Origin of the sequence: Enterococcus sp. DIV2453a, assembly GCF_050533535.1 — a bacterium.
Lineage (GTDB): Bacteria > Bacillota > Bacilli > Lactobacillales > Enterococcaceae > Enterococcus > Enterococcus faecalis.
In genome coordinates this window covers 2,212,791-2,236,528 of the sequence record NZ_CP172899.1, presented here as the reverse complement: position 1 = coordinate 2,236,528, position 23,738 = coordinate 2,212,791, and the positions used below count along the sequence as shown (strand labels likewise).

Genomic DNA, 23,738 nt, shown 5'->3' with positions numbered 1-23,738 from the left:
CTACAGAATAGAAATGTTACTGGCAGGTAGTCTCGTCAAAAGATGATGCTCCCTGTCTTTTTTCTTGCGTTAAGAAAAAAGTTTGTTAAAAATCTAATTCTTCTGTCCGATTTTCTTAAAAAATACCAGAAATTTGTTATAATAATAAGAAGGACTTTTTTAGGCGGTGAAAAAATGAAATTTTTACATACAGCAGATTGGCATATTGGCAAAAAATTACATGGTTTTGATTTATTGGCAGAACAAAGGGAAGCCTTTAAACAAATCTTAGCAATTGCGAAAGAAGAGCAAGTGGATGCTGTTGTGATCGCTGGAGATTTGTATGATCGCTCTGTTCCAGCAGTTGAAGCAGTCGAGATTTTTAATGAAATGATGATTCAAATGAATCTCAAAGAGCATTTCCCCGTGTTAGCTATTTCGGGAAACCATGATAGCAGCACTCGTTTAGAAACAGGAGGCCCTTGGTTTAACCAAACGCAATTTCATTTGAATACGCGTTTAGAACAAGCCTTTCAACCAATTGAAATCGACAATACCCAATTTTATTTGTTGCCTTATTTTGAACCGATTGCGGCTCGCTTATATTTTGAAGATGAAACGATTCGAACGATTCAGGCGGCGATGGAAAAAGTTGTCGCGAAAATGCAGGAATCTTTTCTTCCCAACAAAAAACAGGTGTTAGTTAGTCATTTTTTTGTCGCTGGCAGTGAAAAAACTGATTCTGAAACAAAATTAACAGTGGGTGGTTTGGATGTTGTTCCGACGGCTTTGTTAGAGCCTTTTGATTACGTCGCGTTGGGCCACTTACATGGAAAAAATGCGTTGCAGGCACCTAATGCTCGATACAGTGGCTCGCCTGTAAAATTTTCTTTATCAGAAATGACACAAGAAAAGGGTGTTTGGCTTGTTGAAACAGAAACTGAAGTTCATTTTCAATTCCGTGCTTTGAAACCATTGCGAGACATTCAACAATTGACGGGCTCGTTTCAGCAGTTAACGGATCCCGCTTTTTATCAAGAAGTGAATCGGGAAAATTATTTACATGTCCAATTAACCGACCGAGCGATCATTCCCAACATGATGAATCAATTGCGAAAAATTTACCCCAAAATTATTGGGTTGGAACGTTTGAATGGTCGAGAAACAAGCAACGGAAATCAGAAAAAAGTGGTACAAATAGAACAACGTTCACCAGAAGAACATCTGCATGACTTTTTTTACGATGTGACAGGAGAGGCCTTGACAGAACAACAAGCACAATGGGTCCAAGAAGAACTGAGTACACTTAATCAATTAGAAAGAGGGAAGTAACAGGATGAAACCATTATCTTTAACATTGAAAAACTTCGGACCGTATATTAATGAAACCATTGATTTTACGAAGTTTGAAGATTCTTCACTTTTTCTAATTAGTGGAAAAACAGGGTCTGGGAAAACAACGATTTTTGATGGAATGAGCTATGCTTTGTTTGGTGAAAGTTCTGGGAAATTACGATTAGGCAAAGAAATGCGTTCCACATTTGCTGACCCCTCAGAAGCCACTGAAGTTACTTTGCTTTTTAAACATAACGAGTATCTCTATGAACTGAACCGCCTTCCCGAACAAGAACTTTTTAAAAAACGTGGCACAGGAGTCCGTAAACAAAGTGCCAAAATTTCTTTAATTGTCAAAGATGCTCAAGGGAAAGAACTACGAGCCTATTCTAAAAGACGTGAAGTGGACGAACTCATTCAAGAATTATTGCATTTGAATGCCAATCAATTTGCTCAAATTGTATTGTTACCACAAGGAGAGTTTCGGACTTTTTTAATTGCTAAAAGTGATGAAAAAGAAAAGGTTTTGCGTAATTTATTCGGAACAGAATTGTATCAGTTGTTCAGCGAAAATTTAAAAGAACGCTTAAAAATTGCCAATCAAGAGATTCAAGAAACCCAGCAAAAAATTGAACTGAAAACAGAACAGTTGCATTGGTCAGAAGAACCTGAACCGACAATGACACTTTTTGAAAAACTTCAATTATTAGAAAGCCAACAACAAGAGGCTCAGCAACAACTATTAGTTGAAAGAGAACAAATTACAACCTTAAAACAAGCCAAACAAGCAAAAGAGCAAGTTCGTTATGCTATTGAAGAACGACAAAACTTGCAACAGCAAAAAGAAGAATTACTGGAAAAGAAAGCAAAACAAGCTGAACAGGAAACCGTCATTGAGCGGCTAAAGAAACAGATTCAGCAATTAAAATGGAGCCAAAAACAGCAATCTTTAGCTGAAAAAGTCTTTGAAAAACGAAGCGAAAAACAACAAAAAGAGCAAGAAACAAAGTCCAAACAACAAGCTCTTATGGAAACGCAACAAGCATTGACAGATTGGCAAGTAATCATGAGTGAGTTGGAAGAACAACAACCATTGATTGCTGAAAAACAAGAACGTCTTCAAACGATTCAACGTCAATTACCACAATACCAAGAATATGAACAGTTAGCCCAACGACAAATAGCAGAACAAGCCAATTATCAAGCCATTCAAAAAGAGTATGAATCTTGCCAACAGGAAAAAACAACATTAGCGGATAAAGTGGCGACAGCCAAACAATTTATTGAACAAGAAGGAACACTTGAAAAAGCAAATTTTGAATGTTCTAGTGTAGCAGATCATTGGCAAAATTTTGTAGAACGTTGGCAAAAAAATCAAAAAGCTTGGCAAAAAATTAGTCAAAACCAAGTGAAATTGCACGAGTTGACACAACGGTTTGCAGTTGAACAGCAACAAAAAAGCGCCGAAGAAGCGAAGTTGCAGACAAAGAAAAGTCAATGGGCCTCTTTACAAATCCAACGATTAAGCTTGTTACTTGAAGAGGGGGAACCTTGCCCAGTTTGTGGCTCTTTAGAACATCCAAAGCAACAAACTCATCAAGAAGTTTCTTTAGAAGAGATTGATCAAGCGGAACGGGAATTAACGGAAGTTGAAAAAACGGTTCAACGATTTACTGAAACGCTCTCTGCATTAGGGGCGGAAAAGCAACAGAAAGAAAGCCAACTACAAGAACAGGAAGCTGCGTATACTGAGGAACAAGAACAATTAGCAGCGCAGTTTGCTGACTTGCAGTTGCCGTTAACAGGACTAACTTTTTCACAAGTAACACCTGCAGAAATTGCGGAAGTTGAGTCGCAATTAGCTAAAGAAAAACAACAAATAGCGCAAAAACTAATGGAAATTTCAGTCGAAAAGGACCGTCTGGTGGAACTAGAAGAACAAGTAGCTGAAAATTCCCAACGCTTTGAAGTGCTCCGACAACAAGTAGAAACAATGCAACAAAGTCTGGAAAGAATCACTATCCAGCAGCAAATGATTGCTAGCCAATTATTGGATGCAACCGTCACATACGAAGAAATGACCAAACAACAATCTTTGCTTCAAGAAGAACTCTCTGCATTTGAACGTCAAAAAGAAAACGTGACGACACAAGGAGAAACCTTGAAGAAAGAAGAAATGATCCTTGAAAGTACGTTGACTCATTTGGAGAAAGAACAACAAACACTTCAACAAACAGTCGCGCAACTTGAGAGTCAGTTAAAGGAAGTTTTAACGGAACAAGGCGTGACAGAGGACCAATTGACGGAGTGGTTGAAAGAAGTACCGACACTAGAAAGTCAGCAAGAACAAATTGCTTTATTTGAACAAGAGCAAACCCAACTGACTATCCAACTCACTGAAATTGAGAAAAAATTATCTAGTGATACGTTCCCAGAATTATCTTTAATCACCACAGAAATTGAACAAATAACACAACAAATTGAAGAACAAGAAAAAAAATACTATCAACTGCATGAAAAAATGCTGAACAACCAACAGTTGGTTCAAGAAATTAATGCGCAAAGAACAACAATTGAAGACAAGTTTGCGGAAGTTGCTGCACTACAACAATTGGCAGATACGGTGAATGGCAATAATCCTAAAAAAATTAGTTTTGAACGGTATATGTTACAAACGTATTTAGAAAGAGTGCTGACAGTCGCTAATCAGCGTTTAGACCGCCTGACCAATAGTCGTTATCAATTTGAATTGAATCACGAAGCAGGCAGTTATCGGAATCAAACGGGGCTAGAAATCAATATTTATGATGACAATTCAGGGACGGTACGCAGCGCTCACACGTTATCAGGCGGAGAAAGTTTTATAGCAGCGTTAGCTTTGGCACTTTCTTTAGCAGAAGTGATTCAAGAACAAGCCGGCGGAGTCTTAATTGATGCGTTGTTTATTGATGAAGGCTTTGGTTCCTTAGATGAAGAAGCATTGGAAATGGCAATGGAGGCGTTAGAAACGATTGAAAATGAAGGCCGCATGATTGGGATTATTAGTCATATTGGCGAATTAAAAGCACGAATTCCACAACAATTACAAATAAAAAGCAATGGGAATGGTCAAAGTACCGTTCACTATCAGCTAGCTTAGTAGAAGAGGAGGTGAGTCAATGAAATGGAGTATTCCAGAGCGAATCGTTGAACAAGGACGCGAATATATGCAAGAAGGCCGGGTCTTATCTATCGTTCAAAATCCAGAAAAAAGGATCTGGTTGTCTGAGGTTTTAGGGGAAGAACTTTATCTTGTTGAATTGGATGGTACCGCCAAAGAACAAGATGTTTGTGAATGTCAATATTGGATGGAACATGGCTATTGCAAGCATACAGTGGCAGTTGAACTGGCACTGAAACAACGAGGCGTGTCAAGAATTATTCAAGCGAATCAAACAGTCAGTTTTGAGAAAACAAATCGATCAACAGCTGAAATGTTTACCAAAGGCTTTGCCAAATTAAGCAAAGCTTCTGCCGAAGTTCCCTTGCAGCCTTTACGTTTAGAATTTCATTTAGATGTGATCGAAACGAATAATTACTATCCAGAATTATCAACGATTGGTCTTTCTTTAAAAATTGGTTTGGAAGGCACCAAACCTAAAACATATATTGTGAAAAATATTGGTGATTTTTTACAAGCATATGAAAAAGAAATGACCTTTATGGTGAATAAGCAACACCAATTTACTTTGCTACATGATTCTTTTTCAATGGAGATTCAAGAAATTTTAACAGAACTTGCGGCAATTTATCATACCAGCCAATTATTAGGTGCAAACGGTATTCAAGTTAAAGGGAAAATCGACAAACGTTATCTATTATTACCAATTGATCGCAGTCAATCGTTAGTTGAAAAAATGAATCGAACGGGTCAGTTTATATTGACCAATCAAACTCATAAGTATCGCTATCTAACGTTCAAAGAAACCAGTTTGCCACTTACGTTTACAGTGCAAAAAACCGAGGAACAAAGCTTCAAATTAACTATTCAGAATCCTATTACAACGTTTCTAGCCCACTATCACTGGGCGATTGCGGATCAAACGGTTTATTTACTAACAGAAGAGCAGGAAGCCATCTACACCACGTTACTTCAATTAATGAAACGCTTGGAAGAGCCGTCAATTATTTATGAAAAAGAAACAGTCTCTGATTTATTTAGTGAAGTGTTACCATTATTGGAAAAAATTGGTCGAGTGTCTGTTGAAGAATCAGTTGAAGAATTAGTCGTCCATCATCCTTTAAAAGCAGTCTTTATTTTTAAGAAAATTAAAGGTCGGATTAACGCTCGGATTGACTATCACTATGGAGAAGTCATTTTCTCGACAAACCCGAAATATGCTCAATTACCTGAAGTTAATCAAGAAATCGTTCGAGATAAAGCAAAAGAAACAGCAATTAAGCAGCAATTTCAACAGTTTGCCTATCAGCAAACAACCACAGGCTTTGAAAAAGTCTTACCTGCTGGAGAGTCCTTGTATTATTTCTTTAAAGCCGAAGTTCCAGCTTTCCGTCAATTAGGAGAAGTTCGGATGGGACGGAAATTACGGGAATTGTATTTAGATGCCCAGCATCATCAACCAACGATTGAAGTTGCGGAAGGGGATTCTTGGTTAGATATTCGGTTTGATGTCACTGGCATTGATGAAACCGAAATCGATGCAGTATTGACTAGTCTACTACGTAATGATGCTTTTTATACGTTAAAAAGTGGTGAAATTCTTGCTTTTGATTCAGAGGAATTTTTCCATACAAGTGCAATTTTAACGAAGCTGCGAAAAAATATGCATCAAGAAGACAATGTCATTCATGTGCCCAAAAACCAAGGCCTCATGATCGAAAGTTTATTAGAAGACAACGAGCGGGCACATTTTTCAGATTCCTTTAAAAAAATGGTCACGGATTTAACGCATCCAGAAAACTTTGAAGCGCAAGTCCCCAAATCCTTACAAGCAACGTTACGCCATTACCAAGAAACAGGTTATAAATGGCTGAAAATGCTTAGCCATTATCAATTTGGCGGTATTTTAGCTGATGAAATGGGTTTAGGGAAGACACTGCAAACCATTACCTATTTACTTTCGGAAAAAGAAGAAGAGCGCTTGAAAGGGACAGCTTTGATTGTCGCACCTGCAAGTTTAACCTATAACTGGTTAGCCGAAGTCAAACGTTTTGCGCCAACCTTAAATGTTCAAGTGGTTTCTGGCAATCGCCAAGAACGAGCAGCGCTTTTACAAAATAGCACCGAAGATATTCTGATTACTTCTTATGCAAGTATGCGACAAGATGTTCAGCTTTATCAGGAAATGCGTGTCGGCTATTTGATTCTAGATGAGGCCCAAATGGTTAAAAATAGTGGGACTAAAACGGCGCAAGCCTTAAAAAGTTTAAAAGTACCACAACGTTTTGCATTAAGTGGCACACCAATTGAAAATAATTTAGATGAACTGTGGTCAATTTTCCAAATGATCTTACCGGGATTGTTCCCAGGCAAAAAAGCCTTTCGAGAAATTAAGCCGGAAGAAATTGCCAAAATGATTCAACCATTCATTTTACGACGAGACAAGAAAACGGTGCTCGCAGACTTACCAGAAAAAATTGAAAATAATATGTACAGTGTCTTAACAGAAGAACAAAAAACGGTTTATTTGGCCTATCTAAAACAAATGCAAGCAGATGTCAGTCAAATGGATCAGGCGACCTTCAAGAAAAATCGCATGAGTATTTTAGCAGGCTTGACCCGTTTACGACAAATCTGTTGCGATCCGCGTTTGTTTATTGAGGATTACACGGGAGGTTCTGGCAAAGTGGAACAAGTCAAAGACTTTTTAGTGGCTGCCAAAGAAAACAATCGTCGTGTCCTATTATTTTCTCAGTTCACAAGCATGCTTTCTATCTTAGAAAAAGAATTGAATGAATTAGGCTTAGAGACGTTTTATTTACGAGGAAGTACGAAGCCTCAAGATCGGTTAACGATGGCGAATGCTTTCAATGAAGGAGAAAAAGATGTCTTCTTAATTTCATTGAAAGCAGGGGGAACCGGACTAAATTTAACTGGTGCAGATACAGTTATTTTATACGATTTATGGTGGAATCCCGCAGTCGAAGAACAAGCGGCTGGTCGGGCACACCGCATGGGACAAAAAAAAGTTGTTGAAGTGTGGCGGATGATTGCAGAAGGAACGGTTGAAGAAAAAATGAATTCCTTACAGCAAGAGAAACGCGAGCTGTTCCAAAAAGTGATTCAAGGAAATGAAGAGCAATTAGCGAAAATGACGGAAGAAGATATTCGCACAATTTTAAGCATTGGAGAATAGCCGTTCAACTTAGTTGCTATCTTATTTAAAGAGAAATGGAGTAATTCGTTTGAAACAAAAAGAATATATGGAATATCGGCCGCTAGGTGAAGAAATTGAACGGATTCGTAAAGGAAAAAATATTCCTCTGCGTGTCTTTGATGAAAATGGTGTTTCTAGTCGAAGTTATCAACGCTTTGTCCAAGGAAATAGTGAATTGCGTATTTCGGATTTAGCCATTATTGTCGAAATCTTGTCTATTTCGCCGATGGAAATGACAGAAAAATTAACGCCAATGTCCAAAACAGTTTTAGCTAAGGAGCAGTTTAATCAAGCAATCTTTAGTAAAAATTTTCAAGAAAGTAGTCGAATCGTTGCAGATTATCGAGCGTATTATGATAAATCGTCTTTTGCTTTAGGAAAGCAAGAAGTAATGTATTCGATGTTGGCGTTGGAATATCTTTTTAACCCTCAAACGGTTGTGACAAAAGAGGAAATTATTGCATTAGAAAATCAGATTCTGGAACGATTAATTAATGCCGATGTGTATACTATTTTTAATTTGAAATTTTTAGCATTACAAAAAAACGTTGGCTTGCAGCCGTTTCCAACTTCGTTACTTTTTCGTGTGCTACAATCTGTCAATGAGCGGGAAATTATTGATATTCGCTCGCTAGAAATTATCGAGCAAGTAATTATTGATTTTTTATTTGCGGCGATTGTCAGCCAAAATGTTCCCCATATTCTTCATGTATTAGGCATGTTTAAAGAATATGAAGTGGGTGAAAATAACTGGCGAATGATCCTCTGGAAAAAAATAGCAGAAAAAATAGAAATGATTTTAACCAATGAAGAAATATTCGCAGATTGGTCAATCTTTAAAGAACAAATCCTCTTATCTATCACATTGTTTTTACCAAAAGCCAAACAAGAATTTTTTGCTGGGCAATTGGAAAAAATAGAGGATAGTTTAAAAGAAATAAAAGAAAATTAGGCATAATTGAGAATTTGTCATAATAAATTCTGGTTGTGTTTAGCGACAAAGAGCGCCAAATAGGGGTAGAAAACCCTATTTGGCGCTCTTTGTCTTGTCTATACAAATTAATTTGGACAGTTTGTCGTAATTGAACCCATTTTCAGTTGATATTCACTATAATTAAGGAAATATCAGGAGGTGAAGTTTATGAAAAAAATGTGCATCTCCGCAGTTAGTGCCTTACTTTTGGCTAATAGTTTGCTACTTCCTGTAACAACTTTCGCCGAAACGACCGAAACAATCGCATCCTCCAGTGAAGAAAATGTTTCATCTGTTTCAGAAGAAAAGATTCCAGAAACTTCATCGGCAGAAGAGCAAAATTCAGCAACCAGTAGTTCGGAGATTCCCCAATCAGAAGAGTTAACGACTGTTGAAACAAGTGAAGAGCCGCCAAATGAAGCACTAGCGATAACGGAAGCACAACTGATGATGCCCCAATTATACGCAGGTGCTGTCTTAGATAAAGCGACGCCTATCAGTACACTATTTCCTGATCCAGCCTTTGCGGAAAATATCAGAAAACAGTTAAGCAAATCTCGGACCTCTAATACTGTCACCCAAGCAGAATTGGATAAACTGAATAAAGTTATTTTAGAAAATGTCGTTGTTTCTAATGTGGAAGGAGTTCAATACCTAAGAAACTTAGAAGAATTATCTTTTCAAGATTCACTCAATGTAACAGATTTGAGTCCTTTTGCTAAAGGTGAATTTAAGCTATTACGTTTTTTATATATGAGAAACAATAAAATAGCTGATCTTAGTCCGTTAGGTCAAGCAGGATTAATTAATTTAGAAGGCTTGTATGTTGAGAACAATCAATTAACGACATTAAATGGACTTGAAGGAATGGCTGCTTTAAAAAATTTAAGTATCCAAAATACGACAGATCATCCGTCAAAAATCACGCCGAATAATCGAGTGACTTCCTTCGACCCGCTTCGTTCTCTTCGTAATTTAGAAACCATTTGGGCTGCCAATAATCAGATTGCTACTTTAGATGGGCTTACGGAAGCAAATAACCTACTCCGTCTTTATGTGGAAAATAATCAATTAAAAACAATTGCGCCCTTGGCGAATAAGCCACGTCTAGAAGAGTTGAGTATTATGAATCAAACGATTGCTAGTCTGGAAGCTTTAAGCACTGTTCCTAATCTGCGTGTACTGTATGCAAGAAACAATCAAATTTCTTCCTTGGCACCGTTAGAGAAAACACTCAATCTAACAGTTTTAGATGTGGGAGAAAATCAAATTTCAGATATCAGTCCGTTAAAAGGCTTAACGGCCATTACAGGGCTAGATGTATCTAATCAAATGATTATCTTATCTTCTGTCGATTATATTGCTGGGAAACCACTGCAATTAAAAAATAAGGTGGTATCTCGTGATGGTCAACTATTTCCACCGCTGACGATTAGCCCTTATGGAAGTTACGATGCCACAAAAGGACTGTTTGAATGGAATTTACCCAAAGCTCATGAAGGCGTTTCTTATATCTGGGAATCAACAGATAAAGCATACTTAGGGAACTTTTCTGGAACAGTCGTCCAACCTGTCAAAGAAGTTTTCTTAAGTGAAACGAAACTATCTTGGTCAAAAGAGCGTATAGAAAAGTCGTTGGAAAAAACAATCGATATCGATGACTTTCAAAAAACAGCCCTACCTTTTTATTGGCAAGATGTCGATGCTGGGAATAGATTACAATTTATTGTCAAAAAAGAGGGCCAAGAAATCCAGAAATTAGCAGATGAAACAACCACTAATTCTAAAACATTTAAGGAAAAAGCCTTGTTATTACCAGAACTAACTTATGGAAAACAGCAGTTGGTCGTGGAAGTCTATGATAAAGGCTACAAGATTGATGAATTAGCGCTAACAGTCACTGTGGTTGGCTCTGTCAGGTTCAAAACGGTACCCACAGCGATTTCCTTTGGGAATGAGCTGCAAATCGCTAGTAGCACGACCCAATATCCAATTGTTTCCATGGATCAACCATTAGTGATACGGGATACTCGTCAAACGGGGAATAATTGGTCGCTTGCACTAACCGTTACTTCTGATTTCAAATCTGAATCAGGTGCTACGTTGCCGAATATTTTAAAATTTAGAACCAACCATCGCTTACAGGACATTCCAGAAGGCCAATCGATTCTTGTTCACAACCAAGTCAATGGACACCAAGAAACAAATATTTCTGATCAATGGAAAGAAAATGACCAAGAGTTGTTATTATCTGTTCCTGGAGGGACGGCCAAAGCAGAAGAATACGAAGCAAAACTAACTTGGCACTTGATGGACGTACCTGATGGCAGTGCAAAATAGGGGGTGAGTCTTATCAAAAAAATAGTTAGCGGCGTATTGCTATTAGGATTGATTTCATCAGTTGATGTATTTGCTGAAACAAATGCCTATCCGACAAATGCGGAAGTTTCTTTTTATGGCGAGTATGAGCCACCAGCCAACAAAGAAAAACCAGATGGTAAGATACCACAGCGTTTCCCCAAGCAGTCGGAAGCAATACCAGCAGTGAGTGGAGAATCATTGAAGCATTCAACAAGTAAAACGGTTGATCAAAAAGGCTCAGGCTTCTTACCTCGAACTGGTACTAAACAGCAACAAATGTTTAATTATCTCGGAATAATAGTCATCTTTTTGGCTAGTTTTATTTTAAAAAAAAGAAAGAAGGAACAATAAAATGAAAAAAATTATCTTAGCAACAATCCCAGCTATCACTTTAGGCGTGGCTATTGCACCAGAAGTGAATGCAGAAGAAAAAAACTATGAATCAAATGCTATCGTTGAATTTACACCGGATGCCTCTATCAACAAACCAGTCGATCCAGTGAATCCAGATACCGAAAAACCTGTTGAACCCTTTGACCCAACGACACCAGACACTGGTAATAAGCCAAATGAAGGAACAACTGGTCCACTAAGTATCGATTATGCTTCTAGTTTAGACTTTGGCAAAAATAAAATTTCAAATAAAGATGAAAAATATTATGCAAATCCACAATACTTTTTCTTGGCAGACGGTTCTGGTCCTGATTTGACTAATCCTAAACCAAATTATGTACAAATTTCCGACAAACGCGGAACGAATGCCGGTTGGGCCTTAACAGTTAAACAAGAAACACAATTAACAGCGACAAAAGAAACATTAAATAAAGTTTTAGACGGTTCAGAAATTAAATTAAGTCAAAATAAAGCAGTGTCAAATTCCAAAGCAGTCACACCAACTGCGCATGAAGTAACTTTAGTAGCTGGCGATTCATCAAATGTGATGTCTGCCGCTGAAGGTCAAGGTTCTGGAACTTGGATTAGTGCGTTCGGTGGGATTGAAAAAGTGGAAGTTGACGGTGAAAGCGTAGATAAAAATACAGCGATCACATTAACTGTACCAGGAGCAACACCAAAAGATGCTGTTCAATACAAAACTGTTTTAACATGGACAATCGCTGATTTACCAAGCGTATAATTATTGAAACTATAGCAATAGAAGAGAAGGAGCACTAACATGAAAAAAATGATCATCGCAAGCAGCTTAATTTTAGCAACCATCGCGGTAGGAACACTACCAGTTCAAGCAGAGGAAGTGGCTAATCGCGACACAGATGCTATTGTAAAATTTAAAGCACCAGATGAAAAAGATCCCAACAGCAAAAATCCTGTAGTGGATCCAGAAGACAAAGACGGCAAAGATCCTGTGACACCTATCGACCCAGTAAATCCTGATAAACCAGTTGATGAAGGTTCTACAGGTCCCTTAACCTTGGATTATGCTTCAAGTTTAAACTTTGGTGAAAATATCATCAGCACAAAAGATGAAATCTATTTTGCATCAGCACAAGTTTTAAAAGATAAAAATAATGTTGAAAAAACGGGTCCATTATTTGTTCAAATTACAGATAATCGTGGAACTTTAGAAGGCTGGACTTTATCTGCAAAACAAAATTCTGCATTTACTTCTGCTACAAAAAGTCAGACACTTGAAGGAACTGAAATTGTCTTTCAAAATGCTTCAGCTGTGACAGCAGGACAAAGCGCTGCACCAACAAGTTTAGCGAGCGTAACTTTTGGTACAGTTGGTGAAAGTCATAACGTGATGGTAGCCGCAACAGATCAAGGTGCTGGGAAATGGTCATACTTATACGGCAATGCTAGTTCAATTGCTGAAGTTGACGGCCGTCAAGTAATGAAAGATGTTCAATTAAAAGTGCCAGGTAAATCAGTTAAATTAAATGATGCCTACAAAACAACAATTACTTGGACATTAGCTAATACGCCAGTATAAAAAGAACCTTTTTGGAGAAAGGAAGAGGGGAACTCAGCCTTTCTCCTTTACATAGAAATGGAGTGTAGAGCGAAATGAAAAATAGATATTTTATTCTGATGATCCTAAGTTTTTATTTCTTTGCTTTTGGGATTGAAACCTCAGCAGCAGAATTACGATTTAGTGTTGAAACAGAAATTCCAGAAAACCAAATAGATAAAACAAAAACATATTTTGATTTAATGATGAAACCAGACCAAGAACAAATTTTGAAAGTTCGAGCGGCCAATAGTACAGATGAAAATTTAGTGATTGATGTTAGTGTGAAGTCGGCCACAACAAACAGCAACGGAGTGATTGAATATGGTGAGTCGTTGACAGCATTAGATAAATCTGCACCAGCAGATTTATCAGAAATCATTCAACTGAAAGACGGCGGTGAGAGTGTTGAATTGCCTGCTAAAAGTGAAAAAGTAGTTGAATTACGAGTGAAGATGCCTAAAGAAGAGTTTTCAGGGCAACTAGCGGGCGGGATCACGTTTAGTGAAAAAGTCGATGAAACGAAAGACAAGCAAAAAGAAAATACAAACGGCTTAGCAATTGAAAATCGCTATGCCTATACAGTAGCTGTTTTACTTCGAGAAAATGAAACAGTTGTACAACCAGAATTGTCTTTAGAGAAAGTTGAACCGACGCAAAGAAATGCGCGCAGTGTTATTTCTGCAACACTGTTAAACCATGAAGCAGCCTATCTTCAATCAATGAAAGTAACGGCAAATGTTAAAAATAAGAAAACAAATAACGTTATTTTAGAGAAAGAACAAGAAGATATGCAAATGGCGCCCAATTCAATTTTTAATTTCCCTATTCCTTATGAAGAAAATGAAATGGAAGCTGGGACGTATGTATTGGCAATGACTGTGGAAGGCTCAGGAAAAAAATGGCAATTTACGAAAGAATTTACGATTTCAAAAGAGGAAGCAAAAACATTTAATGAGAAAGATGTAACCGTCAAAAAAACGGAATCTAAACTTATTTATCTCTTAATCGGTTTATTGATCCTTTTACTGATAATCTGCCTGTTCATCATTTTACGTCTGAAAAAACAAAAAAATAAATAAAAAAAGCCGCTCTTCAATTTGAAGAGCGGCTTTTTTTTTAAAGATTAAATAATTTCTCCACAGTCGGACAAAGTTCGGTGAAACAAGTGACTTCTGCAAGGTGTGATGCAGGTTGGCAACTTGGTAGTTCACGAGAGCGGTGGTTAAACCAAAGAGAATGCCAGCCACCATTACGTGCGCCTACAATATCATTGTCATAACTATCACCAACATATAAAGTATGTTCAGGTTCCATACAAAATTGATTACAGGCTAAATCAAAAATTTCCTTTTCAGGTTTTTGAAAACCCGTACTTTGAGAAATAATGATATTTTGGCTTGGAACCCATTTTTCAAGATTCAATTGTTTAACTTTTTTAAATTGATGGTCTGTTGGACCATTTGTAATAATCCCCATCGGAATTTCCTTTTCTTGTAAAGTATCAAGAAGCTTAGTAACTTCTGGATGCATCGTAATATTATCCAATTCTTCTTCATAAACTTGTTGGAAAATTTTTCCTTCTTCTTGTGAAATTCCTGGATAGTTTAGATCCTTTAATGTTTCATTCATCCGGAAAAACCGCATGAAATCTAGGGACCATTCATTGGCTAAAACTTTCGGAAACGTTTCATCGCTGTGGTGTCTAAAACGAAGATACAATTCATGCATATCCTCTGTCGCAACGTTCGGGAAAATTTTAGTCATCGCATTTCGAAAGGGTTGTTGCTGATCGTACAGCGTGTCATCAACATCAAAAACAATGGTTCTCATTTAACAAGTGCACCTCTTAACTTTTTTACAAAACTTTTCATATGTTATATTGTAGCTGATATTTTCACAAATAAATAGAGTATTTTTCACTGTATTTCAAGGTTTTTCGCAGAAATCAAAGCCTTGCGGGAAAAGACAATTATAGTTATTTTTACCGAAAAAATGGAAACGATAAATGAAAAAATATTCTGATAATGAAAAGTTTGTGAAAATGATTTTGAGTCAAAGTTACTTAAATAACACGTGTTCTGATAGAAGTTAGAATTTTGCAAGAGACAGTCTTTTTCCGTATAATGAATGAGAATGAAGGGGGAGAGTTAGGGAGTTATGTTAAAGCGTTTTTTTGGGTATTATCGACCTTATCGTCGATTATTTATTTTGGATTTTGGGTGTGCCGTTTTTGCGGGGCTGTTAGAGTTGGCTTTTCCAGTAGCAGTCAACCAAGTAATTGATAAGATTATGCCAAAAGGAGATTTTCGCCTCATTGCATTAGCTAGTGCGGGCTTATTTGCATTTTATATAATCAATACGTTTTTACAATTTATTGTGGTTTATTTTGGTCATATGTTAGGCGTGAATATTGAAACAGATATGCGTGAAGAATTATATCAACATCTTCAAACACAACCGTTTGAGTATTATGATAATCAAAAAACAGGGAAATTAATGAGCCGTTTGACCACTGATCTTTTTGAAATTTCGGAAGTGGCGCATCATGGTCCAGAAGACGTCTTTATTACGATTATGACGTTAGCAGGTTCTTTTTTATTAATGTTAACCATTCACGTGAAATTAGCCATCGCTACGTTTATTTTATTGCCATTTATCACGATTGCGCTAGGCTATTTTAATAAAAAAATGACAAAAGCGAATACGGATATTTACGATAATTTAGGTGAATTTAATGCTGGGATTGAAGCGTCAGTAAGTGGGATACGTGTCACGCAATCTTTTGCAAATGAACCATTTGAACGAGAACAGTTTAATTATTTAAATCAAATGTATCGAAAATCGAAATTATATTTTTATAAGGTGATGGGTGTCAGTTCCGCCTATAATTACTTATTAATTCGTCTGATAAATTTATTTTCATTAATTTTTGGTGCGTATTATACAATTAAAGGAGAAATTACAGAAGGTCAGTTTGTAGGATTTATTTTATTAGCCAATATTTTTATTCGGCCGATTGAAAAAGTCAACAATATGATTGAAAGTTATCCCAAAGGATTTGCTGGTTTTAAACGTTTTACGGAAGAAATGGACAAACAACCGTCCATCAAAGATTTGCCAGGAGCTGTTGCTGTTTCGCATTTAGAAGGAACGATTGCCTATAAAGATGTTTCATTTGCTTATGAAGATGGCACAAAAGTTTTAGACCATATCAATTTAAAAATTCAACCTGGTGAAACCGTTGCTTTCGTTGGCCAAAGTGGTTCAGGAAAAACGACCTTGTGCAATCTGTTGCCTCGTTTTTATGAAGTCAGTAGTGGTGAAATTACGATTGACGGTAGAAATATCCAGCAAATGACCTTGGCTTCATTACGTAAGCAAATTGGAATTGTTCAACAAGATGTGTTTTTATTCCCTGGAACATTACGAGAAAATATTGCTTATGGGAATTTAAATGCTACAGAAATAGACATTCAACAAGCGGTGAAATTAGCACATTTAGAACATGTAATTCAGCTAATGCCAGATGGCTTGGACACAATTATTGGCGAACGTGGCGTGAAATTATCGGGCGGTCAAAAGCAGCGAGTGGCAATTGCGCGAATGTTCTTGAAGAACCCGCCGATTTTAATTCTAGATGAAGCGACTTCTGCATTAGATACAGAAACAGAGCAAGTGATTCAAGAGTCATTAAACTCGTTAGCTGACGGGCGAACAACATTAATTATTGCCCACAGACTGGCAACGATTAAACATGCTGATCGAATAATCGTAGTGAGTGACCAAGGAATTTTAGAAGATGGAACACATGAAACTTTGTACGCGCAAAGAGGCCACTATCGTCGCTTGTACGATGCTCAATTTAGAACATAAAAAACCCGCGAATAAAACTTCGCAGGTTTTTATTATGTTTAGTTAGCGCCGAACTTTTCTTCCCAAACCAACAGCATTTTTCATTCGTTGAAGTGTTTTGTTGGCTACCTGGCGAGCGTTTTCTGCACCCTCATCTAAAATCATATCTAATTCTTCTGAAGCTAGAAGCTCTTGGTAGCGCACTTGAATAGGTTCTAATAAGGCAACTATTGCTTCTGCTAAATCTGCTTTGAAGTCTCCATAGCCTTTGCCTTCGTATGCTTGAACAAGTTCCTCAACAGTTTGACCTGTCGCAGCAGAATAAATATTTAGTAAGTTAGTAATACCAGGCTTTTCTTCTTTATTATATTCAATTACACCAGTTGAATCAGTTACAGCAGAGCGGATTTTTTTGCGAATCACTGCTGGCTCATCAAGCATTGAAATAAAGCCCTTCACATTTGTATCAGACTTACTCATCTTTTTCGTTGGTTCCTGTAAGCTCATAATTCGACTACCTTGCTCAGCGATTTTTACTTCAGGCATCGTTAAAATTTCTTGATTTTTTTGGGCATAACGTTTATTGAAGCGTTCCACAAAATCACGTGTTAATTCTAAATGTTGTTTTTGATCATCTCCGACTGGCACTAAGTCAGCGTTGTACAACACGATATCACCAACCATTAATGGAGGGTATGTTAAAAGACCAGCGCTTACGCCAGCACGACCATTTTTTTGCGATTTATCTTTAAATTGTGTCATTCGCTCTAACTCACCAATAGAAGTATTGCACTGAATGATCCAACCAGCTTCTGCATGCGCACTCACTTCAGACTGTATGAAAATTGTTGCTTTTTGTGGGTCTAAACCAACCGCTAGGTAAAGAGCTGCTAAACTACGAATTTGTTGGCGTAGCTTTTGCGGTTCTTGGGGAACGGTAATGGCATGTTCATCCACAATACAAAAATAACAATTGTATTCATTTTGTAATTCGATAAATTGTTTCATTGCACCAATGTAATTTCCGATTGTCGGAGTACCACTGGGCTGAATACCAGAAAAAATTGTTTTCATTAAATAACCACCTGACTTTAGACTTAAGATAGTGAATAGTTCTATTATACATTTTATTAGAAAAAAATACATGGGAACTTCTTGAAAAATCACCAAGAGAAGTAAATTATAACAGCAACCATAAAAATAGAAAACTGTATTACTTTTTTACAGAATCATAACGAATATCCATAAAATTTCATAAAAATTAACCCTAATTTTACACGGATGTAATGAAGGAAAAATAAACAAAGTTAATAAAAAATGTTTAAAAACCCCTAGTATTTTTATTAGAAATTAGGTATACTGGTTTTAAATAGAGGAACAGTACAGTTCCCTGTTTCAGAAACGCGATGATTCGCGAAAAGGAGTGATGCACAATGTTGACACTTTATACTTCCCCAAGTTGCACGTCATGTCGTAAGGCTAGAGCCTGGTTGCAAGAGCACGAAATTCCTTTTAAAGAAAGAAATATTTTTTCTGAACCTTTAAATATTGAGGAATTAAAAGCAATTTTAATCATGACAGAAGATGGAACAGAAGAGATTATCTCTACTCGCTCTAAAGTTTTCCAAAAATTAAATATGGATTTGGACGAGCTTCCACTTCAAGATTTATTAGAGTTGGTTCAAGAAAACCCTGGATTGTTGCGTCGGCCAATTATGATTGATGAGAAAAGATTACAAGTCGGTTTTAACGAAGATGAAATTCGCCGATTCTTACCAAGAGATGTTCGACAACTGGAATTGCGCCAAGCACAATTAATGGCAGGTTTATAAAAAATATAAAATTTTGTTCTTTATTTGTTAATTTTAATAAAGAACGATTCATATGAATTTAGGGCCAGGGATTTTTATCTCTGGCTTTTTAATACATATTTAGAACTTGTATTCATTTGATTTGGCAGAACGTGGTCAAGGAAAAATAGTATCTTTTTTGGAGAGACTGCGTTAAGATGAAGAGGTAGAAGGAGCGAAAAACCAATCGTTAAAAAAGTTCAAAGTTTATAAAACGTTCGCTAGTTTTCGAGGATTTACAGACTTTCCACTTTACTTTTGTGTAGTTTTCGCTACAATGAACGTAAGAAGTTTCCTGATTGAAGCAAAGAGAGGTGTAGCGCTATGGAAATGGAACATATTAATGAAAATACGATTCGTGTGTTAATTGGCAACGAAGACCTGGCGGATAGAGGGATTACTTTTCTTGACTTACTAGGAAACCACAAAGATGTTGAAAATTTCTTTTATAGTATTTTAGAAGAAGTTGATGTCGAAGATGAATTCCAAGGTAGTGAAGCAGTCACTTTCCAAGTCTTGCCTAAAAATGATGGCTTAGAACTGTTTATTAGTAAAAATGTCGCTATGGACGACTTGTCTTCCTTAGAAGGTCTGAGCGAAGTCAATGCAGATGTTAGCGAATTGATTCGCAAACAAATTGAAGCAGACAAAGCAGCCGCCGATGAACTTGATGAGATGGAAGCCACAGATGAAACAAACAGAAATGTAATCTTTGAATTAGATAATTTTGAAGCGATGATCCAATTATCCAAAGAAGTCTTCATGCAATCTGTTTTGACTAACTTATACACGTACAACGATCGTTATTACTTACAAGTTTTGTTCTTAACCGATGAATTAGAAAAAACAAATGTTGACAATGAAATTGCACAGATTTTAGAATTCGCTCATAAAACAACTGTCACTCAGGATACTTTAGTCGAATATGGCACTTGTATTATGGAACGCAGTGCGCTGGAATTAACACGTTATTACTTTAATGATTAAGCAAAAAAGCAAAAACTTTCGAGTTTTTGCTTTTTTTTTTTGATGAAAATTAAGAAACTTTGCGTAGTTTATTTATGAGAGGTGAAAATCATGTTAACAGCTTTAACGGCAGACAACCAAGAATTATTTTCTTTAATCGATTGCTCGATTGATGAATTAACACAGATACGAAGCGAACAAGCTTTTGTGTGTCCAATGTGTTATCAATCGGTCATTTTGAAGGCAGGCCCCATTAAAATACCCCATTTTGCTCATCGTAAAAAGAATAGTTGTTGGTACGAAGCAGAAGCTGAAACAGAAGAACACCTCCGCTTGAAGCAGCTTTTTGCGGAAAAGTGTTTACGCGAAAAGCTGTCCTTTCAAGTTGAGGCATACTTACCCACCTTGAAGCAACGCCCAGATTTACTCATTGGCAAGATAGCCATTGAAATTCAATGTAGTCCATTGCCAATTAAACGTTTGGTGGAACGGACGGAGACTTATCAAGCTCATGGCTATCAAGTTGTTTGGATTTTAGGTGAACGATTAGTGCCTAAAGACAAGCTCACGCAATTAACGAAACAATTCCTTTACTTTTCGGAGTCCTTGGGATTTTATTTATGGACGGCCAATAAGAAGCAAGAACGAATAGAATTACTTTGTCATATTGAAGAGAGTCAATGTCAACAATTTTATAGAAGAAAACAATCATGGGATTTTTACGAAAAAAAATTACTAGAAATCTTCCGACTACCGACCGCTAATTTAAATTTACTGCCAAATAGACGGCACACTGGTTAATTGATGCATGATTATTATCAAAAATTGACGCAACAACTTGGTTACAGAAATGCTCAGTTGCTTAGAACACAGAGCTTTTTATATACGAAAGGTTGTCACCTTCTCCAGTTACCTCCTTGGTTTTACTATCCTGGATTGAAGCTATTACCTTCTTCTGAAGAAGATATTCATTTAAAAATGCTTGTTTGGGAAGCACTAAAAACCGAAGAAGAGCGTTTAGTGACCAAACAGGAACTATGGCGTATCTTGGAAGCTATTTTTTTGGAAGAAGGGAACTTTGTTTGGCAGCCACTGCCGAATATTGGCTTAAAAAAGCTTTTTAAAATCGTGGGGAATAGATTATTGAGCTGGTTACAAGAATGTTATGTGTTAATTAAAGTAAACAATAAGTACCTAATAACTAGTATTTTCCTAAGAGAAGATCCTGAAAAGCTCATTCATTGGCTAAAAAAAGTGAAAAAACAACATTTTTTTAGTCACACGTGTTAAATTATGATAGTATAATGAGTAAAACGTTTCTTAAAGGAGAGTAAACTATGAGCGAAATTAAACAATTACCAACACGTGATGAAGTTCCAACTCCATTGACTTGGGATTTAACCAAAATTTTTAAAGATGATGCTGCTTTTGATGTTGCGTATAATCAGTTGACAGAAGAGCTAAATCAAGCAGAATCATTTAAAGGTACCTTAGGGAATGGTGCAGAAGCTTTTCTAGCTGCGTTAGAATACGTTTTAGATGTCTATCGAAAAGTGGAAACATTATATGTCTATTCTCATTTAAAAAATGATCAAGACACTACAAATACAGCTTACCAAGCTTTATATGCCAGAGCTAGTTCTTTATATGCACAAGTTAGTGAAGCTGTTTCTTGGTTTGATCCAGAAGTCTTAACATTAAGTGATGAAAAAATTTGGGGATATTTTGAAGAGCAGCCGAAATTAGCTGTTTATCGTCACTATATTCAAAATATTTTAGATGAACGTCCCCATGTTTTATCGATGGAACAAGAAGCTTTACTGGCGGGGGCTAGTGAAATTTTTGGTGCCTCAAGTAATACATTTTCAATTTTAAATAATGCAGACTTAGAATTTCCAACTGTGCAAAATGCTGAAGGCGAAACAATTCAACTTTCTCATGGCGTTTATGGTCAATTAATGGAAAGTGTCGATCCATCTGTTCGTGAAGCAGCATTTAAAGGGTTGTACAAAGTATACAAACAATTTAGAAATACATTAGCCTCAACTTTAGGTGCACATGTTAAAACACATAACTATAAAGCAAAAATTAGAAATTATGATTCTGCTCGGGCAGCCTCTTTAGCAAGTAATCATATTCCTGAAAGTGTTCACGAAACATTAGTAGCTGTAGTAAATAAACATTTACCTTTGCTACATCGTTATGTAAAATTAAGAAAAAAATTATTAAACGTAGAAGAATTACACATGTACGACTTGTATGCGCCTTTGCTAGGTGAAGCACCAATTCGTTACAGCTATGAAGAAGCAAAAGAAAAAGCAATTGAGGCTTTAAAACCACTAGGTGAAGACTATCTATCTATTGTCAAAGAAGCTTTTTCAAGTCGTTGGATTGATGTGATTGAAAATCAAGGAAAACGAAGCGGCGCATATTCTTCAGGAGCTTATGATACAGCCCCATACATTTTAATGAATTGGCATGATAGTTTGGATCAACTATTTACATTAGTCCATGAGATGGGCCATAGTGTTCATAGTTACTATACAAGAAATAATCAGCCGTATGTTTATGGCGACTATTCAATTTTCTTAGCTGAGATTGCTTCAACCACAAATGAAAATATTTTAACAGAATATTTATTACAAACAGAAACAGATCCTAAAGTACGTGCGTATGTCTTAAATCACTATTTAGACGGCTTTAAGGGAACCATTTTCCGTCAAACGCAATTTGCGGAATTTGAACATTTTATTCACACGGAAGATGCTAAAGGCACGCCATTAACGAGTGAATATTTGAGTGAGTATTATGGCGAGCTCAATGCTAAATATTATGGACCAGAAGTAGTTAGAGACGAAGAAATCAGTTACGAATGGGCGAGAATTCCACATTTTTATTACAATTACTATGTTTATCAATATGCAACTGGCTTCTCAGCCGCTTCGGCATTGTCTAAACATATTTTAGCTGGAGAAGAGGGAGCTTTAGAGAACTACCTTAACTACTTGAAAGCAGGAAGTAGTGACTTCCCAATTGAAGTGATGAAAAAAGCGGGCGTGGATATGACACAAGCCGCGTATATCGAAGATGCAATGAAAGTTTTTGAAGAACGTTTAACGGAATTAGAAGCTTTGGTTGAAAAATTATAAGTCGTAACTTCTTAGTAAACATAAAATATAAACCTGGTTTTATACAGAATAGTAAATATATCTGTGTAAAACCAGGTTTAGTTATATAATTAAATAGATTGTTGCTGTTATATAAAAGAAAGCAAAGATTCTTTGCTTTCTTTTATATCAAGCTTCTATTATCTTTAGAGTAATAAAAGGAGGTTTTTTTTTGAACATAGGGAATTCATTAAAAATGAGAAGAAATGAATTAGGATTGACACAATCAGAGGTTGCTGAGAAATTATACGTTACTAGGCAAACAATTTCTAACTGGGAGAATAATAAATCATATCCTAATATTGATTGTTTAATTGAACTAAGTAATCTTTATGAAATGACCTTGGATCGATTATTGAAGGAGGACAATACGATGGTGGAGAAACTTTCGAAAGATATTAGAGAGGGACAGAAGTACAAAAAATTATTTTTAATATTATTAATTATAGTACTATGTATAGGTGGATATTTTACTATTTTACAACTTCGTCTGAATAATTTGTATAGCGGTGTCAAAGAATGGAATCAAAATGGTCAAACTTATAATTTAATAGAAGATAACATTCAATATCATGTGGTTAAAATTGATAATTATAATCTGTTTACAATTCCAGAAGAATTGGAATTAATGAGTTCGTATATCTCTGAAAACGAAAAGTTTAATATGTATTATAGCGGTGATGATTCGAATATAAAAATTTACTGGACAACAGGAGCATTAAATGGGTTAGAGTTATCTTTTGATAAAGAATTCATCTTTGACAATGTAAATCAAAGAAATAAATTTTCTTATGAGATTCAGGAATTAATAAATAAAAATTTAGATAAGGATAAAAAAGAACTAACCATATTATATAAGCAGACTAAAAATAAATGGGAAGAAATAAATTAGCTTGTGTTAAACCG

Annotated in this window: 16 protein-coding genes and 1 pseudogene; 15 read left to right on the top strand and 2 right to left on the bottom strand. The window is 36.3% G+C overall.

The genetic code is table 11. The features are described from left to right. Positions 1–42: 42 nt before the first annotated feature. The 9 genes from IGK03_RS10805 to elrE all read left to right on the top strand — a co-directional run bounded on the left by IGK03_RS10805 (position 43) and on the right by elrE (position 14,076). Complete coding sequence (locus IGK03_RS10805) at positions 43–1,311, top strand: exonuclease SbcCD subunit D (RefSeq protein ID WP_181039203.1); 1,269 nt, start codon at positions 43–45, stop codon at positions 1,309–1,311. Positions 1,312–1,315: 4 nt separating this feature from the next. After that, positions 1,316–4,453, top strand: a complete 3,138-nt coding sequence (locus tag IGK03_RS10800) for an SbcC/MukB-like Walker B domain-containing protein (RefSeq protein WP_430602305.1) — start codon at positions 1,316–1,318, stop codon at positions 4,451–4,453. Positions 4,454–4,472: 19 nt separating this feature from the next. After that, on the top strand, positions 4,473–7,670 hold the full coding sequence (locus IGK03_RS10795) for a DEAD/DEAH box helicase (protein ID WP_002356465.1): 3,198 nt from the start codon (positions 4,473–4,475) through the stop codon (positions 7,668–7,670). A gap of 67 nt (positions 7,671–7,737) precedes the next feature. Continuing rightward, a complete protein-coding gene (gene elrR / locus IGK03_RS10790; RefSeq protein ID WP_016618104.1) occupies positions 7,738–8,643 on the top strand; it encodes an Rgg family transcriptional regulator ElrR in 906 nt (301 codons plus the stop codon). 189 nt (positions 8,644–8,832) lie between these two features. Beyond that, positions 8,833–11,004 (top strand): enterococcal leucine-rich protein ElrA, encoded by a 2,172-nt coding sequence (gene elrA, locus IGK03_RS10785; protein ID WP_202334893.1) that lies wholly within the window; start codon positions 8,833–8,835, stop codon positions 11,002–11,004. Between the two features lie 3 nt (positions 11,005–11,007). After that, entirely contained in the window at positions 11,008–11,376 is a 369-nt protein-coding gene (gene elrB / locus IGK03_RS10780; protein WP_061101064.1) for an LPXTG anchor domain-containing protein ElrB, read from the top strand. A gap of 1 nt (position 11,377) precedes the next feature. Beyond that, on the top strand, positions 11,378–12,160 hold the full coding sequence (gene elrC / locus IGK03_RS10775; protein WP_202334892.1) for a WxL domain-containing protein ElrC: 783 nt from the start codon (positions 11,378–11,380) through the stop codon (positions 12,158–12,160). A 39-nt stretch (positions 12,161–12,199) separates the two neighbouring features. After that, positions 12,200–12,976 carry a WxL domain-containing protein ElrD gene (gene elrD / locus IGK03_RS10770; protein WP_202334891.1) on the top strand — a complete coding sequence of 259 codons (777 nt, stop codon included), beginning with the start codon at positions 12,200–12,202 and terminating at the stop codon, positions 12,974–12,976. A gap of 74 nt (positions 12,977–13,050) precedes the next feature. Beyond that, positions 13,051–14,076, top strand: a complete 1,026-nt coding sequence (gene elrE / locus IGK03_RS10765) for a transmembrane protein ElrE (protein WP_002376547.1) — start codon at positions 13,051–13,053, stop codon at positions 14,074–14,076. 37 nt (positions 14,077–14,113) lie between these two features. Here elrE and IGK03_RS10760 read toward each other — a convergent pair whose 3' ends face one another. After that, a complete protein-coding gene (locus tag IGK03_RS10760) occupies positions 14,114–14,827 on the bottom strand; it encodes an HAD family hydrolase (protein WP_002356474.1) in 714 nt (237 codons plus the stop codon). A 327-nt stretch (positions 14,828–15,154) separates the two neighbouring features. Here IGK03_RS10760 and IGK03_RS10755 point away from each other — a divergent pair, with 327 nt between their 5' ends. Further along, a complete protein-coding gene (locus tag IGK03_RS10755; RefSeq protein ID WP_010776051.1) occupies positions 15,155–16,870 on the top strand; it encodes an ABC transporter ATP-binding protein in 1,716 nt (571 codons plus the stop codon). 42 nt (positions 16,871–16,912) lie between these two features. Here the strand turns inward: IGK03_RS10755 and trpS are convergent, their stop codons facing one another. Continuing rightward, positions 16,913–17,923: a tryptophan--tRNA ligase gene (trpS, locus tag IGK03_RS10750; RefSeq protein ID WP_080350074.1), complete on the bottom strand. Its 1,011-nt coding sequence runs from the start codon at positions 17,921–17,923 to the stop codon at positions 16,913–16,915. Positions 17,924–18,282: 359 nt separating this feature from the next. Between trpS and spxA the strand changes: the two genes are divergently transcribed. The 5 genes and pseudogenes from spxA to IGK03_RS10725 all read left to right on the top strand — a co-directional run bounded on the left by spxA (position 18,283) and on the right by IGK03_RS10725 (position 23,724). Further along, positions 18,283–18,681, top strand: coding sequence for a transcriptional regulator SpxA (spxA, locus tag IGK03_RS10745; RefSeq protein WP_002356477.1), 399 nt, complete (start codon positions 18,283–18,285; stop codon positions 18,679–18,681). A gap of 342 nt (positions 18,682–19,023) precedes the next feature. Then, a complete protein-coding gene (locus IGK03_RS10740) occupies positions 19,024–19,686 on the top strand; it encodes an adaptor protein MecA (RefSeq protein ID WP_002356478.1) in 663 nt (220 codons plus the stop codon). Between the two features lie 90 nt (positions 19,687–19,776). Beyond that, positions 19,777–20,955 (top strand): annotated as a pseudogene (locus IGK03_RS10735) (competence protein CoiA). A gap of 47 nt (positions 20,956–21,002) precedes the next feature. Next, entirely contained in the window at positions 21,003–22,814 is a 1,812-nt protein-coding gene (pepF, locus tag IGK03_RS10730; protein ID WP_010707213.1) for an oligoendopeptidase F, read from the top strand. Positions 22,815–23,004: 190 nt separating this feature from the next. After that, on the top strand, positions 23,005–23,724 hold the full coding sequence (locus IGK03_RS10725) for a helix-turn-helix transcriptional regulator (RefSeq protein WP_010713157.1): 720 nt from the start codon (positions 23,005–23,007) through the stop codon (positions 23,722–23,724). Positions 23,725–23,738 lie beyond the last annotated feature (14 nt).

Bases quoted from the DNA above. Each gene is read 5' to 3' on its own strand.
- IGK03_RS10805 (WP_181039203.1), top strand. From the start codon at position 43: ATGATGCTCCCTGTCTTTTTTCTTGCGTTAAGAAAAAAGTTTGTTAAA.
- IGK03_RS10800 (WP_430602305.1), top strand. From the start codon at position 1,316: ATGAAACCATTATCTTTAACATTGAAAAACTTCGGACCGTATATTAAT.
- IGK03_RS10795 (WP_002356465.1), top strand. From the start codon at position 4,473: ATGAAATGGAGTATTCCAGAGCGAATCGTTGAACAAGGACGCGAATAT.
- elrR (WP_016618104.1), top strand. From the start codon at position 7,738: ATGGAATATCGGCCGCTAGGTGAAGAAATTGAACGGATTCGTAAAGGA.
- elrA (WP_202334893.1), top strand. From the start codon at position 8,833: ATGAAAAAAATGTGCATCTCCGCAGTTAGTGCCTTACTTTTGGCTAAT.
- elrC (WP_202334892.1), top strand. From the start codon at position 11,378: ATGAAAAAAATTATCTTAGCAACAATCCCAGCTATCACTTTAGGCGTG.
- elrD (WP_202334891.1), top strand. From the start codon at position 12,200: ATGAAAAAAATGATCATCGCAAGCAGCTTAATTTTAGCAACCATCGCG.
- elrE (WP_002376547.1), top strand. From the start codon at position 13,051: ATGAAAAATAGATATTTTATTCTGATGATCCTAAGTTTTTATTTCTTT.
- IGK03_RS10760 (WP_002356474.1), bottom strand. From the start codon at position 14,827: ATGAGAACCATTGTTTTTGATGTTGATGACACGCTGTACGATCAGCAA.
- IGK03_RS10755 (WP_010776051.1), top strand. From the start codon at position 15,155: ATGTTAAAGCGTTTTTTTGGGTATTATCGACCTTATCGTCGATTATTT.
- trpS (WP_080350074.1), bottom strand. From the start codon at position 17,923: ATGAAAACAATTTTTTCTGGTATTCAGCCCAGTGGTACTCCGACAATC.
- spxA (WP_002356477.1), top strand. From the start codon at position 18,283: ATGTTGACACTTTATACTTCCCCAAGTTGCACGTCATGTCGTAAGGCT.
- IGK03_RS10740 (WP_002356478.1), top strand. From the start codon at position 19,024: ATGGAAATGGAACATATTAATGAAAATACGATTCGTGTGTTAATTGGC.
- pepF (WP_010707213.1), top strand. From the start codon at position 21,003: ATGAGCGAAATTAAACAATTACCAACACGTGATGAAGTTCCAACTCCA.